Genomic DNA, 18,979 nt, shown 5'->3' on the forward strand with positions numbered 1-18,979 from the left:
ATCTTCAATGAATTTGCATCGGGGTTATTCCATGACATATCCCACTCCGACGACGGTGCGTATGTATTTATGACTGAAACCTTTGTCTATCTTGTTGCGCAGGTAGTTGACATACACGTCCACGACATTGGTATTCGTATTGAAGTTCTTGTCCCACACGTTTTTCAGCAGTTGTTCGCGACTGAGCACCACGCCGTGGTTATGAATGAAGTATTCGAGCAGTCGGCATTCTTTCACCGTCAAATCGATGACGACTCCTTCGCGTTCTGCCCTGTGAGCTGACAGGTTCAGTACAATGTCGTTATAGGTGAGTTCTGCAGCCGAGGTTCCGTTAGTAGAGCCACGTCGTAACAGAGCGGCGATACGTGCTTGCAGTTCTCTGAAGCTGAAGGGTTTGATTACATAGTCATCAGCTCCGGCGTTGAGGCCGTCCACGATGTTCTGCGTGGTACCGAGTGCCGTAAGGAGCAGGATGGGGGTAGTGTAGCCAAACTGTTCCCTGTAACGTCGGCAAAGTTCCAGACCGCTGATTTTAGGCATGATGATGTCGAATATCAGCAGGTTGAACACGCCGTTCTGTATCGCGTTCCATCCGCTTTCACCGTCGTAGGCCACGGTGACTTCGTATCCGAACTCTTCGAGTCCGCGTTTGATGAAGGAGGCGATGTTCACCTCATCTTCTACCAACAGTACTTTATCCATTTCTCAAAAATTATTTCTATGCAAACGAAAAATGATTCTATTTTCTTTTTATGCTCCACCTGGGCAGATAGGAAGCCTGATTACCTTGCTTACCTCAAGTTGTGAGACCTCCCGGAAAGCAGTCTTTTCAAGCCTTTGCTTACAGGGTAGACCGATGGATTTGTCTTACAAAAAGTATGCCGAAACTGGACGAAATTTCCAAAGGAGGGAATAAGCAAAGGTGTTCCGAACCAGTAACGGCATCTTTTTTATGATAACTATTTTCTTGTGTGCTCAGAGCTTTCGTTCATTGAGCTTTCCGGTTTTGTTGTAGAGCTGGCGACGGTAAACGCCTTGTACAATCAGCGGGAAAACAAACAGGGTGAACAACGTGGCTCCTACAAGTCCACCGATAATGACCACCGCCAAGGGTCGCTGGCTCTCGGAACCTATACCGTGACTCAGTGCCGCCGGCATCAGACCAAGCATGGCCATCATGGCCGTCATGAGCACGGAGCGGATACGGTAACGTACACTGACTTCCACTGCCTGGTCAAGTGGCAGACGTTCCTTGATGTTATGCTTGATGTCGGTAACCATGATGACTCCGTTCTGGATACAGATTCCGAACAGGCAAATAAAGCCCACACCTGCAGAGATAGAGAAGTTGAAGCCCGTGAGGAGCAGTATCACAATGCCGCCTACAGCTGCAAACGGGATGTTCATCAGTACCAGACCGGCATCGCGCGGATTGTTGAACAACACAAACAGAATGATGAAGATGAGCACAAGGCTGATTGGCACCACCTGAGCCAGTCGGGCAGTGGCACGCTGCTGATTTTCAAAGTCGCCAGCCCATACAAACTTATAACCTTTGTCGGGATGAAGTTGTGCGTCCACTTTGGCCCGTGCTTCTGCTACTGCACCTCCCATGTCGCGTCCGCGTACGGAGAATTTTACCGCGCCGAAACGGGAGTTGTTGTCGCGGAATACCAGCAGCGGACCAGTAAGGGTACGTATGCGAGCCAGTTCGCCGATAGGCACCATGGTGCCGTTGGCGGTCGGTACCAAAATCTTGCTTATCTGGCTCTCGTTCATACGGAAGTTCTTTTCATAGCGCACCATGATGTTGAATTTCTTTTCGCCTTCGTACATGATGGAAGCGCTCTTTCCGCCGATAGCCATCTCGATGACCGACTGGACTGTCTGCTTGTCGATGCCGTAGCGTGACAGGGCTGCTTCGTCCAGCTCGATACGCAGTTCCGGCTGACCGATGTTCTGTATCACTCCGAGGTCGGTGATGCCGCGCACCGTTTTCAGTATCTTGTAGATTTTGTTGGAGTAGGCCGCAATCTTTGTCAGGTCGTCGCCGTAGACCTTGACGGCGATTGAGCCTTTCACACCGCTGACGGCTTCTTCCACGTTGTCGGAGATAGGCTGGGAGAATCCGAAATTGACTCCGGGATAAATCGACAGGTCTTTTGCCATCTGGTCGATGAGCTGTTCTTTCGTGAGTCCGCTCTTCCAAGTCTCTTCAGGATAAATCTTTACCAGCATCTCCACGTTGTAGAATCCCGTAGGGTCGGTTCCGTCATTGGGACGGCCTGTCTGGCTCAGCACATTTTCCACTTCCGGATATTTGCGCAGTTTGGCCCTGATTTCGTTGGCAAGTTTGACCGACTGTTCGAGCGAAATGCTGCTCGGCATGGACGCACGCATGTAGATGGACCCCTCGTTCAGCTCCGGAAGGAACTCGGAACCGAGCAGAAAATAGCACGAAAGACCGGCTACCATCACTACAACCGACACGATGAGGGCCCTGCGTTTGTGGCGGCGGCAGATATAGAAAAAGCGGAGGGCGTGCTTCGTCAGGAATTCCGTGAACGGATTATGCTTTTCTCTGACATTCTTCTTCAGCAGCACCGACGTAAGCATTGGCACGAGGGTGAGCGTGAAGAGCAGGGCACCGAGCAGTGCAAAGCCGAGCGTATAGGCCATCGGACTGAACATCTTGCCTTCCACCTTCTGGAACGAGAAGATGGGGATGAGTGCGGTGATGATAATCAGCTTGGAGAAGAATACGGCACGGGCACGGTCGTTGGCGATTTTTCGGATTAGTCCGAGTTTCAGCTGCTTGTTGTATTCTTCCATGCCTACTTTGCGGGCGTGGGCGTCGAGTGCTACAAACAGTCCTTCGACCATTACTACCGCTCCGTCGATGATGATACCGAAGTCGATGGCTCCCATGGAAATCAGGTTAGCACTCATTCCCTTTACGTGAAGACAGATAAAAGCAAAGAGCAGAGACAACGGCACCACGATGGCCACGTTGACGGTAGTACGCCAGTCGGCCATGAACAGAAATACGATGACAGTCACCAGGATAAGTCCTTCGACCAAGTTGTGCAGCACGGTGTGTACAGATACGTTGATCAGATTGGTACGGTCATAGTATGGTACAATCTTGACATCCTTTGGCAGCTGTGCCTGTATATCGGCCACTTTCTTCTTCAGCAGCGGGATGACAGCGCCCGGGTCGTCGCCGCGGTGCATCAGTACCATGCCTTCCACTACATCGTCCTTATCGCCGATGCCGCATTGCCCGAGTCGGGGTAGACTCGATTCTTTCACGGTAGCTACATTCTTGACGAGGATAGGCGTGCCGTTGACATTCTTCACCACCACGTTTTCAAGGTCCTTGATGTTGGAAATCAGTCCGATACCGCGTACTACGTAGGCCTGTGCTCCTTTGTTCACGATGTCGCCTCCTACGTTGAGATTACATTTTTCTATGGCATCATACAATTCCAAGTTGGAGATTCCGTAACTGTTAAGCTGGTTCGGATTGATCTGCACCTCAAATGTTTTTACTTCGCCGCCGAAGCTCACCACGTCGGCCACGCCCGGTACAGCACGCAACTGCCGGTCGAGCACCCAGTCCTGCAGCGTTTTCAGTTCCCTCACCGAGCGCTTGTCGCTCTGCAGGGTGTAACGGTAAATCTCTCCCGTAGGTCCTGTGGCCGGCTGTACTTCGGGCGATACGCCGTCGGGAAGGTCGGCTCCCTTTATCAAGTTGTATACCTGCTGGCGGGCGAACGAGTCGTCTACATGGTCGTCAAAGAGCACGTTGACCACAGACAGGCCGAACAAGGTGGTGCTTCGCACGATGGTCTTCTTTTGTACAGGGTTCATGGCCAGTTCAATCGGAATGGTGACAAATTTCTCCACCTCCTCTGCGCTTCTGCCCGGCCACTGCGTGATGATGGTTACGTTGGTGTTGGTGATGTCTGGAAAGGCATCCACAGGTGTCTTTTCGAAGCAATACACTCCGAATATCACCACCAGCAAGGTCAGAAACAAGATAAAGAACTTGTTTCGGAGAGAAAACGTGATGATATTGTTGATAAAATTTTTCATAAGGCAGTTGGGTTATTTTAGCGAGTTATACACAAGCAATGCGTTGTGAACGATAATCTTGTCGCCGGCTTTTAGGCCTGAGGCTACATAGTCGACGGTCCCCGTTTCTTTAACCAGCTTCACTTCGTGATAGGACAGCACGTCTTTGTCGTCCACCACAACCACATAGTCCTTGTCGTCATCAAAGATTACCGCTTCTGCAGGCACAGCAGGATAAGCCTTGTGACCTGTCGGCACGGAAACATATACGTTGGCAAACATGCCCGGTTTTAGCAGATAGTCCTTGTTGTTCATGTTGATTTTCAGCTGTTCGGTCTTACTTTCGGGATTGAGTTCTGGATACACTTTGTCTACCGTGCCGTAGAATGGTTTCTCATCGCCATAAGCCAGTGTCTTAATCGTGGCGGCAGCTCCCGCCTTTACCTTGCTGATGTCGTTTTCATAAATGTCGGCAATAATCCATACGTCGTTGAGGCCGGCTATCGAGAACAATTGTTCATCCTGGTCGGGACGTATCTGCATGTTGGGGTTGATGTTTGCCTCGGTAATGAAACCCGAAATGGGCGCCTTGATGGCGTAGGTAGATTTGCCAAGGATGTGATCGATGGCATAAATCTCGCGCAGGCGTCGCTTTTCTGCTTGGGCATTCTTCAGCGCTTTGTCGGCCTGTAACAAGTCACGGTCGGACGCCATTCCGCCGTTGTACATGTCGTGCATGGCCATTTTCTCGCGTCTAGCGGCCAGAATCTGCAGGTCTGCGTCGTTCATCTGTTTCTCGTAATTCGCCACTTCACCCGACCGGACCACAGCCAGTACCTGGCCTTTGTGGACATAGTCGCCCACAGTGGCCCCCATGTGTATCACTGTTCCGCCGTACATCGGGAATACGTGCGCCACGTTGTTGGGGTCGCAATCCACGTGCCCGTTGAGCACCAGCTCGTCGGCAAAAGCGTGATTCTGTACAGTTGCTACTGTGACTACCTTGCGCAGTGAATCGGTAAGATAGGGTATCTGTATATTGTCGCTGTGGTCGTTGTTTTTTGAGCACGACCACATCAGCATGGCCGCCATTGCGGCTGTCATTAGAATAGTGTAGTTTCTTTTCATATTCATATCTTGTCTGTTTTCAATGTCAATATTTCACAACTTCACGTCCGGCTGCCTTGTTAAGCTCTTCGGCTGTCAGATACACCTTTTCTCTAACGGTAGAGACTTCGAGCATGGCTTCCTTGTAGGTTTTGTAGAAGTCGACAAACTCAAGCAGGCTGATGTTGCGTTTGCGGTAGTTTTCGTTTACGCTTTGGAACAGATTCTGGATGTTCTCCTTGTCAAAGTTGTCCGACACACTTTTTTCGAGCGACAGTGAGCGCAGGAAGTTCTCCTTTGCGACCACTACTTCGTTTTGTGCCTTTTCCAGAGTTCCGGTATAGTTCTGTTCACACTGAACGATGCGTGCCTTTGCACTACGGATGTGGCCTTGGTTGTGGTTGAAGATGGGTACGGAGAGGCTTACGCCGACGGCGAAATAGTTGGGGAAATAGCCTGCGTTGCGGTCGTATTGTCCTGTGATGTGTACCTCAGGCCATGCCTGCGACTTGCTTACCTTGAGTGCGGCCTTGGCCTGTTCGGTTTGGTGGAGTGCCATGAGCACGTCGGAGCGCTGCATCAGACTGTCGGTCAGCAGCCGGTCACACTCAGATACATCGGGAAGGACCGCTGGGTCGGGATTAAACACCGCTGTGAGGTTCATAGAGGAAGGCATCGCCATGAGCAGACGCAGGCGTCCCTGAAGGGAGGATACATTTTCGAGAAACTCATTCTGCTCTCTTCTTACCGACAGCAGAAGTGCCTGTATGCGGGCGGTCTCAATGCGTGAGATGTTGCCTTTCTTCTCCTGCGCGATGAGCTGGTCGAGCGTCGTGCGCAGTGATACAATTTCATTCTGATAAATCTTCATGTTGCGCTGTGCGAAGTAGAGCTTGACAAATGTTTGGTGAAGTTCGGCTCGCAGGTTACGCAGCAGTTCCTCAAAACGGGCTACGGCTACGTCGTGTCCGCTTCGTGCTTCTTTCACTACATTGGAGTGTTGTCCGGCTATGCTGATTAGTTGGTCTACGTTGACCAGTTGTTCGCTTTCACGGCCGAAGTCGAAATAGCGATGGCTTAGCCTGTTATAAACGTTCTCCTCCAGAGAAATTACTGGATTTTGATACAATTTGGCTTGTGTAATGGCAGCGTCGGCCATGCTGATGTTGCACTTTTCGGCCAGCAGGTCGATGTTTCGTGCCAAAAAGAGGGAGTCGGCTTCCTGGAGAGTCAGTTCCACTGTCTGACAGAATCCTGTGCTTGCTTTCCAAATTAATAATCCTAATAAAACAATCTTTTTACTGAATAACACCATATATCCTGAACTTTAAAACAAGCGCAAATGTATGTATTTGTTGTTTCAAAGAGCAGTCATGTCAATTAGACTAAATTAATGCGGCATTAGAAAAATATTAGAAACAAGCTTTCTATTGATATGTGTTTGATTATATGGTGATTATACCTGTAAAAATAACTGTACCGATCTTTATTGTGCCTCTTCGTTTTGTTGTGACAGTTTTTCCCGGTATTCTTTGGGAGAGATACCTAAGTTCCTTTTCACATATTTTCCAAAGAACGACAACGTGGCGAAATTCAGTTCGTTGGCAATTTCCTTGATGCTTTTGTCAGGACATTTCAGCAGATATTCCACATCCTTCATGACGTAGCTGGTAATCAGGTCGGAGGCGGTTTCCCCGGATTTTTCCTTGCAGATGGACGACAGGTATTTGGGGGTAACAAACAGCCGGCTGGCATAGTAGCTCACGGCGCGTTCCTTGGGGTAGGACGAAATCAGCAGTTCGATGAAAGCATTGAACAAGTTGCTGGAGGAATTGAAGCTGGTGGGACGCAGCTGGATATATTTTTCCAATGCATCCTGAAACTCATAAATGAATGCTTGCAGGAGGGAGTTGATGAGTTCTCTCTGGTGGCGATGGGGAGCTCCGGTCAGTTTGGAATACAATAGGTTGTAGTATTGATAAAAAAGCTGACTTTCTTCTTCATTGAGCGAAAGAATGGGATGCTGTTCCAGATACAACCGTGAACACCAGCTGCTGGTGGAAGATGACATGACAAAGATACGTTTGGCATATTCAGAGGAAAGACAGAAACCATAGCAAATAAAATCTTTGTCTACGGTTTCGTGTTTGAGTAAAGTCTGCGGATGACATATCAGCAGGTCATTGGGACGTATATCATAAGATTGGTTATTGATGGACAGGGAGGCTGTCCCTTTTTGGCACAGGATGGCTAAAAAGAACCCAGCTCTTATCATTGAGGTTGATTTGTTTCCATTCTGTTCGCTTGTTTGGTTCATTCTGATAATTTCTTCGTCCTTGTAGGCAGCTACTTTCTCCATAATTTCGATGCTGGACATCCTGATAAGTTCGATTTCCTTTTCCATAACTCCTTTAGTTCTGATTCGGATGCAAATGAACAGAATGTTTTCCATTTATCGGTGTTCTATTTTTCTTTAGGAGTATTCTATTTGGTGTATTTCGCAGGAAGACGGAAAAATGGAACACTTCTAAGGTGTTCTATCTATCCTATGTAGTGTGTAATGCCTTTTTCTTTGCGCTCACAAATCGTAGACATACTAAATAGGATAAGATTTATGAAAGAATTGCATTGGATGGCCATAGGCTCATTGGTGGTCTTGATGTCAGGATGCGGAAGCAGAGAGCAGGCTTCGCAGCAGGTGGAACCTGTAAAGGTAAAAGTCATGACCGTAGCGTCATCAGTTCGGAATGAAACCGTCCGTTTTTCGGGTACGGTACAAGAGGAAAACGGGAGCGCGTTGAGTTTTCCGCTGATGGGAAGAGTGAAGTCGGTACAGGTGGATTTAGGAAGCCGGGTGCGGCAGGGACAGTTGCTGGCTACCCTGGACGAAGCGTCCGTAGAAAGTACGTATCAGGCGGCAAAGGCGGCCTTGAAGCAGGCGGAAGATGCCTACCGGCGTATGAAGGAGCTGCATGAAAAAGGAAGTCTGGCCGACATGAAGTGGGTGGAAGTGCAGAGCAAGTTGCAGCAGGCCCAGTCCATGGAGGCAGTGGCCCGGAAGAACCTGACAGACTGTCGGCTGGTGGCTCCGTTTGCCGGGGTAATTGCCGAAAAGAACCTGGAAGTGGGGCAGAACGTAGTGCCCGGGGTACAGGTCATGAAGCTGGTGTCCGACGATCGTCTGAAAGTACGGATTGCCGTGCCGGAAACGGAAATCATGCACGTGACGAAAGGTCAGAAAGCAGTGATAGAGGCTCCGGTGCTGAACGGCAGACAGGCAGAAGGGGTGGTGATGGAGAAAGGCATCCAGGCCAATCCGCTGTCACGGTCGTACGAGGTGAACATCGGCATTCAGACGCCGCATACGGGCTTGCTTCCCGGTATGGTGACGGAGGTATGGCTGCAGGATGCCGACAAGAGTCAGACCTGCGTACTTCCTGCCAGCGTGATTCAGCTGGATGAAAGCAACCACTATTTCGTGTGGGTGAAGGGGGCAGACGGCAAAGCCTCCAAGCGCGTGGTGACGTGTGGTAAGTTCACGGCAAGCGGAGTAACGGTGGTGGCCGGATTGAGTGAAGGAGAGGAAGTGATTGTGGAAGGCCAACAGAAGGTGTGTGAAGGCACGCCGTTGGCTATATAAATTAGGTTAAGCACATGGAAAAGAAACGGAACATAGTAGAGTGGGCCATGCATTATCGCCAGATTGTGATACTGGTGACATGCTGCCTGGTGGCATTCGGTATATACAGTCTGCCGCAGATGCAGAAAAATGAGTTCCCGGATTTTACCATACGACAGGGAATGGTGATTGCCGTGGCTCCCGGGAACACGGTCAATGAGATGGTGGAACAGGTGACGAAGCCATTGGAAAACTATATCTTTACCTACAAGGAGGTGAAGAAGGAAAAGACTTTTTCGACCACCCGCGACGGAATTGTCTTTGTGCAGGTGGAACTGAACGACGACCTGAACAACAAGGATGAGTTCTGGAGCAAGTTCAAGCACGGAGTGGCCGCGTTCAAGTCGGAGCTGCCGCCGAATGTGCTGGCCGTGCAGGTGATGGATGATTTCGGCGATACCTCGGCGTTGCTGATTACCATGGAGAGCAAGGACAAGACCTATCGGGAATTGTCGGACTACATGGACGAACTGGAAAACCGCCTGCGCCGTATTCCCAGTGTAGGCCGTCTGAGTGTGAGCGGAGAAAGGCAGGAACAGATTTCCATTTACCTGGATCCCGAACGCCTGTCGCATTACGGGCTGAACGAACAGCTCATTGCCGGACAGTTGTTCGCCAAGGGCTTTGTGACCACCGGCGGACGCATACAGACTCCTGAGTATGTCTTGCCGGTACACGTGGAAAAGACGTTCAACACCCTCTACGACGTGCAGCAGCAGATTGTGTACAGCGACCCCTCAGGCAATGTGGTACGCCTGCAGGATGTGGCCCGCGTGGTGAAGGAATACCCTCATGCCGACAGTTACATCAAAAACAACGGTACGAAATGCATCTTGCTGAGTGTGGAGATGAAAAAAGGCAAGAACATCGTGCAGATGGGCGATGATATTAACCAGGTGTTGGAAGAGTTCAAGAAAGAACTGCCTTCGGAAGTGAACATGTACCGCATCACGGACCAGGCGCAGGTGGTGGGCGACAGTGTCAATTCGTTCTTGCGTGAGCTGGTTATCGCCATTGTGGCCGTGGTGATTGTGGTGATGCTGCTGTTGCCGTTACGGGTGGCACTGGTAGCTGCTTCCACCATTCCGATTACCATCTTTATTTCACTGGGGCTTTTTTATGCCTTTGGCATCGAACTGAACACCGTGACGCTGGCGGCCCTGATTGTGACTCTGGGAATGATTGTGGACAATTCCATCGTCATTATCGACAGCTACCTGGAGAAAATCGGAGAGGGGATGTCGCGCTGGCATGCATCCATTTACAGTGCCACGCATTTCTTCAAATCCATCTTCTCGGCTACGCTGGCCATCAGTATCACGTTCTTCCCCTTCCTGATTGTGATTCCGGGCATGATACACGACTTCCTGCTGAGCTTCCCTTGGTCTATTACGCTGATTCTGGGCATCTCCCTGTTGGTAGCCATGCTGCTGGTACCGTTCATGCAGTTTTGGTTCATCCGGAAGCCGGTGCCTTCGCACAAAAAGGGATTCTCGTTCATGGAGTTTCTGCAGACCTATTACAATAAATTGTTGGATAAATGTTTTGCCCATCCTTATATCACCTTGATGGGAGGGGTGGCTTCCGTCGTGATAGGTATCTTCTTGATGGGACAGTTGCCACAGAAACTGATGCCGGCGGCCGACCGTAACCAGTTTGCTGTGGAGATTTATCTGCCTACGGGAACGGCGGTGGAAAAGACTGCCTGGGCGGCCGATACGATGGAACAAGTGTTCCGCAAGGACCCGAGAGTGGTCTCCGTCACTTCGTTTGTGGGTTGTTCTTCGCCCCGTTTCCATACGGCATACGCCCCTCAGTTAGGAGGAACCAACTATGCCCAGCTGATTGTGAACACCAAGGGCAACAAGGAAACCGAGGAGCTGCTGGATGAGTATTCCCCGCGCTACACCGATGCCTTCCCCGATGTGCGGGTAAGGTTCAAGCAAATCAGTTTCAGTCGGGCAGTTTATCCGATTGAACTCCGCTTGAGTGGCGAGAACCTGGATTCATTGAAAACCGTAGCCGGAAAATACCTGAGCCTGTTGCGCCAAATGCCGGAAATACGGCTGGCACAGACCAATTTCAGTGAGCCGCAGACTTCGGCCAAGGTGGTGCTGAAAGAAGATGAGGCTTCGCGCCTGGGCATCCAGAACGCCCAGCTGGAAACCACGCTGGCCATGCGCTACGGCGACGGGCTGAAGGTAGCCCACGTGTGGGAAGGCGATTATGACATTCCGGTAGCCCTGAAAAGCGAGAAAGCCGACTGTGCCGGTTTCTCCGACCTAGAAAACGAACTGATTCCGGTGTTGGGAGGTACGCAGGTGCCCTTGCGTCAGGTGGCAGAAGTGGTACCCTCTGTGAAAGACGGTCAGCTGGTCCGCCGGAACGGAGTCTATACGATTACGGTGATGGCCGATGTGCGCCGGGATGTGAATGTGGCTTCCCTGACCAGCGTCATCAAGGAAAAACTGGCTTCTATCCCTTTGCCGGAGAAAGTGACTCTGACTTACGGGGGAGATGACGAGCAGGACAACGAGAATCTTCCTCCCATCATGGGAGCGCTGGCCATTGCCGCCTTCATCATCTTCTTCATCCTGCTGGCCCATTTCCGGCGCATCAGCATTGCCCTGCTGATTTTTGCCAGCTTGACGCTCTGCCTTTTCGGAACAGCTGTGGGTGTGCTGATTCAGGGGGTAGACTTTGGTGTGACTTGTACACTGGGTATCATCAGCCTGATGGGTATCATTGTACGTAACGGCATTATCATGATTGACTATGCCGAAGAGTTGCGGGCTACGGAGAAACTCTGTGTGCGCGATGCCATCTACCATTCGGCTCGCCGGCGTATGCGGCCTATCTTCCTGACTTCGGCTGCGGCTTCCATGGGAGTCATCCCGATGATATTGGGCAAGAGCGGACTTTGGATGCCGATGGGTACGGTGATTTGCTACGGTACGCTGATTACCATGCTTTTCCTGCTGACGGTGCTTCCGGTGGCTTATCTGGTGATATTCAGGGGAAGTACTCGGAAACGTGCCCGGCTGGAGGCTTTGGAAAATGCCTGACGAGGCGATTAGGAATCAAGATAAAGAAGAATCATTATGAAAACGAATCGAAACAGAATCATAGCTTTTCTATTGATAGGTGGGGCGTGTATGAATCTGGCCTTTGGGCAGAAAGCCTACACCTTGGATGAATGTATTCAGGCTGCCTTGACAAACAATGTGAAGATGAAGAATGCCCGTAATGAACTGGAAATGGCCCGACAGGACAAGAAGAAGGCGTTTACCAATTATTTCCCGAGTGTCATGGCGGCGGGTACCGGCTTTATGGCCGATAAAGGGCTGGTGCAGATGGATCTGGCTCCAGACATGCACATGTCGATGCTCAAAAACGGAATTGCGGGAGGAGTGAGCGCCTCCCTGCCGCTCTTTACCGGTGGACAGATTGTCAACGGGAACCAGTTGGCCAAAGTGGGGGTAGAGGTGAAACGCCTGCAGCAGAACTTGTCCGACAACGAGGTGACGCTGACCACGGAACAGTATTTCTGGCGGGTGGTCACTCTGCAGGAGAAACTCAAGACTTTGGGCAAGGTGGAAACGCAACTGGAGCGTATCTTGCGTGATGTGGAGGCCTCGGTGGAGGCAGGCGTGGTGACACGCAACGATTTGTTGCAGGTACAGCTTCGCCGGAACGAGACCAAGAGTAGCCGTCTGCAGCTGGAGAACGCTTTGTCCATTTCGCGGAACATGCTGGCGCAATATACGGGTCTTGGCTCCGATTCCCTGGCGGTGGCCTTTTCTGTCGACGACCAGCTGCCTTCCCGTCCGGACAGTCTTTACTGCGACCCGGAGTCGGCTTTGGGAATGACCAGTGAATATGCGCTGTTGCAGCAGAATGTGAAGGCCAGCCGTCTGCAATACAAGATGGAGTTGGGCAAGAATCTGCCTACGGTGGCCATTGGCGGAGGGTATGTGTATCATAACTTCTTGTCGGAAGACCAGCGCTTCTGGGTGGGGTTTGCCACGGTGACCGTTCCTCTGACCGGATGGTGGGGAGGCAGCCATGCCCTCAAGAAGGAGAAACTCCAGGTGAAGAATACAGAAAACCAGTTGGCCGACCAGGGAGAGCTGCTGGTTATCCGCATGAAAAATGCGTGGAACGGGGTGGATGAGGCCTACGAACAGATGAAGATTGCCCGTCTGTCCATTGAGCAGGCCACGGAGAACCTGCGTTTGAACACCGATTATTACAAGTCGGGCACCTGTACGATGAGTGATTTGCTCGATGCGCAGACCTTGTTTCAGCAAAGCTGTGACAAATACGTGGAAAGTTACGCGGATTATGAACTGAAAAAACGGGAATATCTGCAAGTCACGGGGCGCCGTTGATTGTTTTTTCTTGGTGCGAAAGGCCGTCTGGAAGTACTTCTGGCGGCCTTTTCTTATAAAATATTGCATATTAATTGCATATTAATTTAAAATGGCTTACCTTTGCACCGTGATTCAGAACCTGAGGGAGCGGATGGGACTGCTTGCTTGCGAAGAGGTTCGCTACATAAAATAAAAAATCCCTTGGAGAAGAAAGACAGCCTTCGAGGTCTTTTTTATGTTTCCCATGAGGGAAACGTACGTTTTCCTATCGGGAAACTTATGTTTCTGGGAGCGGAAACGTACGTTTTCGGGCTGAGAAACATAGAAGGTGGGCAGAAGTTTTTCTTATATCATAGGGAGAGTTTGGAGAATAATAAAAGAGTAAAGTATGAAAGTGTACGGAGCACATAAGGTCATTCAGCGAAAAGCGGGTACGGCGATGTACCGGCTGTGCCTTTCACGTGCACATTGGTTCAGCGGATTCCTTCACGAAAGTTTGTAAGACAGGAAGTTGCGTCTTCCTGACGTATGGTAGAAATTGCTTATAAACTTTTAATTTCGGATTTGTTATGTGGAGTATTCTATTGACTGTCCTGGCAGGGGTTCTGTTGGGATATGTCCTTCGTACGTGTGATTTTTTGAAGAAAGTGAATCAAACCATTTCAATCACCATTTGCCTGATGCTGTTTGTGTTGGGACTTTCCGTGGGCTATAACCCGTTGATTGTGAAGAATCTGGGTTCGTTCGGCGGACAGGCCCTGCTGCTCAGTGTGGCCGGCATTACTGGAAGCGTGCTGTTAGCACGGCTGGTGTATCTGTGGTTTTTCAAGGAAGGAGGTGAGAAATGAAAGGAAGTCTGTTGGTACTGTCCATGTTCTTCATGGGCTGTCTGTTGGGTTACGTGTGGAATGTGTCCGGTTGGGAAATGGGAGATATGCACCAGTTGTCGCTGTATATCCTGTATGCCCTGATGTTTCAGGTAGGTGTCAGCATTGGGGGAGGAGAGGATTTCAAGGCGCTGATTCACGGTTTCCGGTGGAAGATGCTGCTGATTCCCTTGGCTACGATTGGAGGAACTTTGTTGTTCTCTGCCTTGGTCAGTGTGTTACTGACCCGCTGGAGCGTGTTCGACTGCATGGCCATTGGTAGCGGACTGGGATATTACTCCCTGGCCTCCATTCTGATTGTGGAACTGAAAGCCCCGGTCATCGGGACACAGTTGGCCACGGAACTGGCTACCATCGCCCTCTTGACGAATGTCATCCGCGAACTTGTGGCGCTGGTGGGAGCCCCGCTGATTTGCAAGTATTTCGGAAAACTGGCCCCTATTTCGGTAGCTGGGGTGACCTCTGTCGATGTGGCCTTGCCCTCCATTATCCGGGTGTCCGGTAAAGACGTGGTGCCGATTGCCATTTTCCATGGCATCCTGGTAGATATGTCCGTTCCGTTTTTCATCTCTTTGTTCTGCAAGCTGTAAGAACCTGATTCTTGCTTGCCGCCCAAAGAGATGAACAGAACGGGGCAGCTTGCTTAGATGTCCAGCCCCATGATGTAATCGTTCATGTAATATCCGTTGCCGATGGGGAAGTCACCTTCGCGCACCTTCTTCATGCCCATGTGCTCATAAAATCCCAGTGCCGGATTGTGGCGGTTCACGTTCAGTTCCATCCGGCAAGGTTCCGGGTGAAGTTCCTTGATGCCTTTGATGGCCTGCTCGAACAGTTGCCGTCCGAGTTTGTATTTCTGGAAGTAGGGGAGCACATAAATTTTCTGCAAGTGGAAGAGGTCGGGCCCTTCCTGCTGGATGGATACGTAGCCAGCCGGTTCGCACTCCTCGTAGGCGAGGTAGTAAATGTGGTGCTCCTTCTCCATCTGGTTCTTCAGGCTTTCGGCGGAATACATCCACTCCATCATGTAATCAATTTGTTCCGGAGTCAGAATCTTCTGGTAAGTGACCGGAAAGGTCTGCTTGGCCAGTGCCCGGATAATCTCAATGTCTTCGATTGTCGCTTTTCTGATATTAAACATAGGCGTTTTGTTATAAATAAGTGTGTTTTCTACAAAAGTACTTTTTCTTTCGATTGCTTTGCTTTTATGGAGATAGAATCTTGTTAAATGTTCTAAAATTATAATACCTTGTAATACATAGTATCTATATAAAACCTATATTTGTGTCATACAAGATAAATGAGATGAAATGAATGTAGACAACGTAAAATCACAGATGCGCAAAGGGATGCTGGAATACTGCATCCTGCTGCTGTTGCACCGGGAGTCTGCCTATTCGTCCGACATCATCCAAAAGCTGAAGGAAGCCCGGTTGATTGTGGTGGAAGGCACACTCTATCCGTTGCTGACCCGTCTGAAGAACGACGGACTCCTGTCGTACGAGTGGGTGGAGTCTACCCAGGGACCTCCCCGCAAATATTACGGACTGACTCCGGAAGGAGAGAATTTCCTGAAAGAACTGGAAAGTGCCTGGGACGGACTTTCCGACACGGTAAATCATTTAAGAAAGAACATTTAAAACCTGCATGACATGAAAAAGACACTGACTGTAAATTTAGGAGGCACCGTATATCACATTGATGAAGATGCCTATATCCTGCTGGATAATTATTTGAATAACCTCCGCTATCATTTTCGCAAGGAAGAAGGGGCGGATGAGATTGTGCGCGACATGGAAGCCCGCATCGCCGAACTGTTTGACGAAGCCTTGCGTGGCGGCTTGCAGGTAATTACAATAAAAGAGGTGGAAGAGGTCATAGCCCGGATGGGCAAGCCCGAAGAATTGAACGATGGGGAGGAGGAAAATGCATCCGCCTCGGGCGAGAAGGCTTATGGCAGCGAATCGACGGGGACCAGCCGCCGTCTGTTCCGTAATCCGGACGACCGTGTCTTGGGTGGAGTTGTATCCGGTCTCGCGGCCTATTTCGGCTGGGATGTAACTTGGACCCGTATCGTCTTTATTTTGGCCGGTTTCCTGATTCATGGACTGATTCTGGCTTATCTGCTGGCTTGGATTATCATTCCGCTGGCACAAACGGCTACGGAGAAATTGCAGATGCGTGGGGAGCCCATCAATGTGGAGAACATCGGCAGGACGGTGACCGACGGTTTTGAGAAAGTGAACGACTACGTACATTCCGAACGGCCCCGTTCGGCCTTGCATAAGTTGGGAAACGGGGTGGTGGCCGTGTTCGGCTTTTTGCTGAAACTGTGTCTGGTGCTGTTGTTGATTTGCTGCGCGCCTTTCCTGCTGGTCGGTTTGGTGGTATTGTTTGCCTTGCTGATGGCTGCCACGGGGGTGATTGTCAACCTGCCTACCTTTATATATAATATCATACCTTGGGTAGACTGGAGCAGTGTGCATACCATTCCGGGCGTGATTGTCGGGCTGACCGTGTGCGGACTACTGGTGGTGGGTATCCCTATTGCTGGACTAATTCAGGCCGTCATGCAGTCGTTCGGAAGCTGGAAGCCCATGGGTACTTCTGTGAAAGTGGTGCTGGTGTTGCTTTGGATGATAGCTGTGGCTGTAGGAATCGTACTGTTCTTTCAAGTGCCTTTCCTGTCCGACCCCTTCCTGACGGAACCTTTGTGGGAAGAACTTCTTTGATTTGTCAGTCTCCATAGTGTGTCTGGAGACAAGAATGTCACATAAAACGGCCAAAATGGCAGTCCGTGTCAGAAAAAAATGCTGGCACGGACTTTTTTTTATTCTGGCATGGGATTTGTCTTTTATAGGGCGTAACGCTTCGGCGCTACAGAATTAACTGATTAGAAAATAATAAAAATAGATACAATTATGGGAAAGATTATTGGTATTGACTTAGGAACAACAAACTCATGTGTTGCAGTATTTGAAGGTAACGAACCGGTGGTAATTGCCAACAGCGAAGGTAAACGTACCACTCCTTCAGTTGTAGGTTTCGTTGACGGTGGCGAACGTAAGGTAGGTGATCCTGCTAAACGTCAGGCTATCACAAACCCGAAACGTACGGTATATTCTATCAAACGTTTCATGGGTGAAACTTACGATCAGGTTCAGAAAGAAATTGCTCGTGTTCCTTACTCAGTAGTAAGAGGCGACAACAACACTCCGCGTGTAGATATTGACGGACGTCTGTACACTCCGCAGGAAATCTCAGCCATGATTCTGCAGAAGATGAAGAAGACTGCTGAAGATTACCTGGGTCAGGAAGTCACTGAAGCTGTCATCACTGTTCCGGCATACTTCTCAGACTCTCAGCGTCAGGCCACTAAGGAAGCTGGTCAGATTGCCGGTCTGGATGTAAAACGTATCGTGAACGAACCGACTGCAGCTGCATTGGCTTACGGTGTGGACAAGTCTAACAAAGATATGAAGGTAGCCGTATTCGACCTTGGTGGTGGTACATTCGATATCTCTATCCTGGAATTCGGTGGTGGTGTATTCGAAGTATTGTCAACTAACGGTGATACTCACCTGGGTGGTGATGACTTCGACCAGGTAATCATCGACTGGTTGGTTCAGGAATTCAAGAACGACGAAGGTGCCGACTTGACTACTGATCCGATGGCTATGCAACGTTTGAAGGAAGCTGCTGAAAAGGCAAAGATTGAATTGTCTTCTTCAACTTCTACTGAAATCAACTTGCCGTACATCATGCCGGTTGCCGGTGTGCCTAAACACTTGGTGAAGACATTGACTCGTGCAAAATTCGAAGCTTTGGCTCACAACTTGATTCAGGCTTGTTTGGAACCTTGTAAGAAAGCCATGAGCGATGCAGGTCTGACTAATGCAGATATCGATGAAGTCATCTTGGTAGGTGGTTCTTCACGTATCCCAGCTGTACAGAAACTGGTTGAAGACTTCTTCGGCAAAGTTCCTTCTAAGGGTGTAAATCCGGATGAAGTAGTAGCCGTAGGTGCTTGTATCCAGGGTGCCGTTTTGAACAAGGAAGCCGGTGTAGGTAACATCGTATTGCTGGATGTCACTCCGTTGACATTGGGTATTGAAACAATGGGTGGAGTAATGACCAAGTTGATCGATGCCAATACGACTATTCCGTGCAAGAAGAGTGAAGTCTTCTCTACTGCCGCTGATAATCAGACAGAAGTTACCATCCACGTATTGCAGGGTGAACGTCCGATGGCTGCTCAGAACAAGTCAATTGGTCAGTTCAACTTGACAGGTATCGCTCCGGCTCGTCGTGGTGTGCCTCAGATTGAAGTTACTTTCGATATCGATGCCAACGGTATCTTGAAGGTATCTGCTAAGGATAAGGCAACTGGTAAGGAACAGGCCATTCGTATCGAAGCTTCATCTGGTTTGAGCAAGGAAGAAATCGACCGTATGAAGGCTGAAGCTGAAGCTAACGCAGAAGCTGATAAGAAGGAAAAGGAACGTATCGACAAGCTGAACCAAGCAGATAGCTTGATCTTTACTACTGAAAATCAGTTGAAAGACCTTGGCGATAAGATTCCGGCTGACAAGAAAGCTCCTATCGAAGCTGCCCTTCAGAAACTGAAAGACGCTCACAAGGCTCAAGATTTGGCTGGTATCGATGCTGCAAGTGCTGAATTACAGACTGCTTTCCAGGCTGCAAGTGCAGAAATGTACGCTCAGACTGGTGCACAAGGCGGTGCTCAGGCTGGTCCTAATGCAGGTCAGGCAAACAACGGTCAGAGTTCAAACAGCAAGAACAATGACAATGTACAGGATGCTGACTTCGAGGAAGTCAAATGATTCCGATAAATA

14 protein-coding genes are annotated in these 18,979 nt (G+C 49.8%); 8 read left to right on the top strand and 6 right to left on the bottom strand.

Annotation, left to right across the window (positions count from 1 at the left end; all coding sequences use genetic code 11):
• Window positions 1-24 precede the first annotated feature (24 nt).
• The 5 genes from H6A28_RS05385 to H6A28_RS05405 all read right to left on the bottom strand — a co-directional run bounded on the left by H6A28_RS05385 (window position 25) and on the right by H6A28_RS05405 (window position 7,588).
• A complete protein-coding gene (locus H6A28_RS05385) occupies window positions 25-702 on the bottom strand; it encodes a response regulator transcription factor (protein ID WP_204475737.1) in 678 nt (225 codons plus the stop codon).
• 273 nt (window positions 703-975) lie between these two features.
• On the bottom strand, window positions 976-4,098 hold the full coding sequence (locus tag H6A28_RS05390; RefSeq protein ID WP_204479228.1) for an efflux RND transporter permease subunit: 3,123 nt from the start codon (window positions 4,096-4,098) through the stop codon (window positions 976-978).
• A gap of 12 nt (window positions 4,099-4,110) precedes the next feature.
• Window positions 4,111-5,211: an efflux RND transporter periplasmic adaptor subunit gene (locus tag H6A28_RS05395; protein WP_204475739.1), complete on the bottom strand. Its 1,101-nt coding sequence runs from the start codon at window positions 5,209-5,211 to the stop codon at window positions 4,111-4,113.
• A gap of 19 nt (window positions 5,212-5,230) precedes the next feature.
• Window positions 5,231-6,499: a TolC family protein gene (locus H6A28_RS05400; RefSeq protein WP_204479229.1), complete on the bottom strand. Its 1,269-nt coding sequence runs from the start codon at window positions 6,497-6,499 to the stop codon at window positions 5,231-5,233.
• 171 nt (window positions 6,500-6,670) lie between these two features.
• Window positions 6,671-7,588, bottom strand: a complete 918-nt coding sequence (locus H6A28_RS05405; protein WP_204475741.1) for an AraC family transcriptional regulator — start codon at window positions 7,586-7,588, stop codon at window positions 6,671-6,673.
• Window positions 7,589-7,798: 210 nt separating this feature from the next.
• Here H6A28_RS05405 and H6A28_RS05410 point away from each other — a divergent pair, with 210 nt between their 5' ends.
• The 5 genes from H6A28_RS05410 (at window position 7,799) to H6A28_RS05430 (ending at window position 14,713) form a co-directional block, all read left to right on the top strand.
• Window positions 7,799-8,824, top strand: coding sequence for an efflux RND transporter periplasmic adaptor subunit (locus tag H6A28_RS05410; RefSeq protein ID WP_239465270.1), 1,026 nt, complete (start codon window positions 7,799-7,801; stop codon window positions 8,822-8,824).
• Window positions 8,825-8,838: 14 nt separating this feature from the next.
• Window positions 8,839-11,928 carry an efflux RND transporter permease subunit gene (locus H6A28_RS05415; RefSeq protein ID WP_204479233.1) on the top strand — a complete coding sequence of 1,030 codons (3,090 nt, stop codon included), beginning with the start codon at window positions 8,839-8,841 and terminating at the stop codon, window positions 11,926-11,928.
• A 36-nt stretch (window positions 11,929-11,964) separates the two neighbouring features.
• The gene (locus H6A28_RS05420; RefSeq protein WP_204479235.1) at window positions 11,965-13,254 is read left to right on the top strand and encodes a TolC family protein; all 1,290 of its coding nucleotides are present in this window, start codon (window positions 11,965-11,967) and stop codon (window positions 13,252-13,254) included.
• 551 nt (window positions 13,255-13,805) lie between these two features.
• Window positions 13,806-14,084, top strand: a complete 279-nt coding sequence (locus H6A28_RS05425) for a LysO family transporter (RefSeq protein WP_204475745.1) — start codon at window positions 13,806-13,808, stop codon at window positions 14,082-14,084.
• Entirely contained in the window at window positions 14,081-14,713 is a 633-nt protein-coding gene (locus H6A28_RS05430; protein WP_204479237.1) for a lysine exporter LysO family protein, read from the top strand. The genes H6A28_RS05425 and H6A28_RS05430 overlap by 4 nt, the downstream gene beginning before the upstream one ends.
• A gap of 53 nt (window positions 14,714-14,766) precedes the next feature.
• Here H6A28_RS05430 and H6A28_RS05435 read toward each other — a convergent pair whose 3' ends face one another.
• A complete protein-coding gene (locus H6A28_RS05435) occupies window positions 14,767-15,264 on the bottom strand; it encodes a GNAT family N-acetyltransferase (RefSeq protein ID WP_072543017.1) in 498 nt (165 codons plus the stop codon).
• Between the two features lie 169 nt (window positions 15,265-15,433).
• Between H6A28_RS05435 and H6A28_RS05440 the strand changes: the two genes are divergently transcribed.
• The 3 genes from H6A28_RS05440 (at window position 15,434) to dnaK (ending at window position 18,967) form a co-directional block, all read left to right on the top strand.
• Window positions 15,434-15,763 carry a PadR family transcriptional regulator gene (locus H6A28_RS05440; RefSeq protein ID WP_148329615.1) on the top strand — a complete coding sequence of 110 codons (330 nt, stop codon included), beginning with the start codon at window positions 15,434-15,436 and terminating at the stop codon, window positions 15,761-15,763.
• A gap of 12 nt (window positions 15,764-15,775) precedes the next feature.
• The gene (locus H6A28_RS05445; RefSeq protein WP_204479239.1) at window positions 15,776-16,855 is read left to right on the top strand and encodes a PspC domain-containing protein; all 1,080 of its coding nucleotides are present in this window, start codon (window positions 15,776-15,778) and stop codon (window positions 16,853-16,855) included.
• A gap of 189 nt (window positions 16,856-17,044) precedes the next feature.
• Window positions 17,045-18,967: a molecular chaperone DnaK gene (dnaK, locus tag H6A28_RS05450; protein WP_204475748.1), complete on the top strand. Its 1,923-nt coding sequence runs from the start codon at window positions 17,045-17,047 to the stop codon at window positions 18,965-18,967.
• The last annotated feature ends 12 nt before the right edge of the window (window positions 18,968-18,979 follow it).

Source organism: Bacteroides mediterraneensis (assembly GCF_016900355.1).
In the GTDB taxonomy this organism is placed as follows: Bacteria; Bacteroidota; Bacteroidia; order Bacteroidales; family Bacteroidaceae; genus Phocaeicola.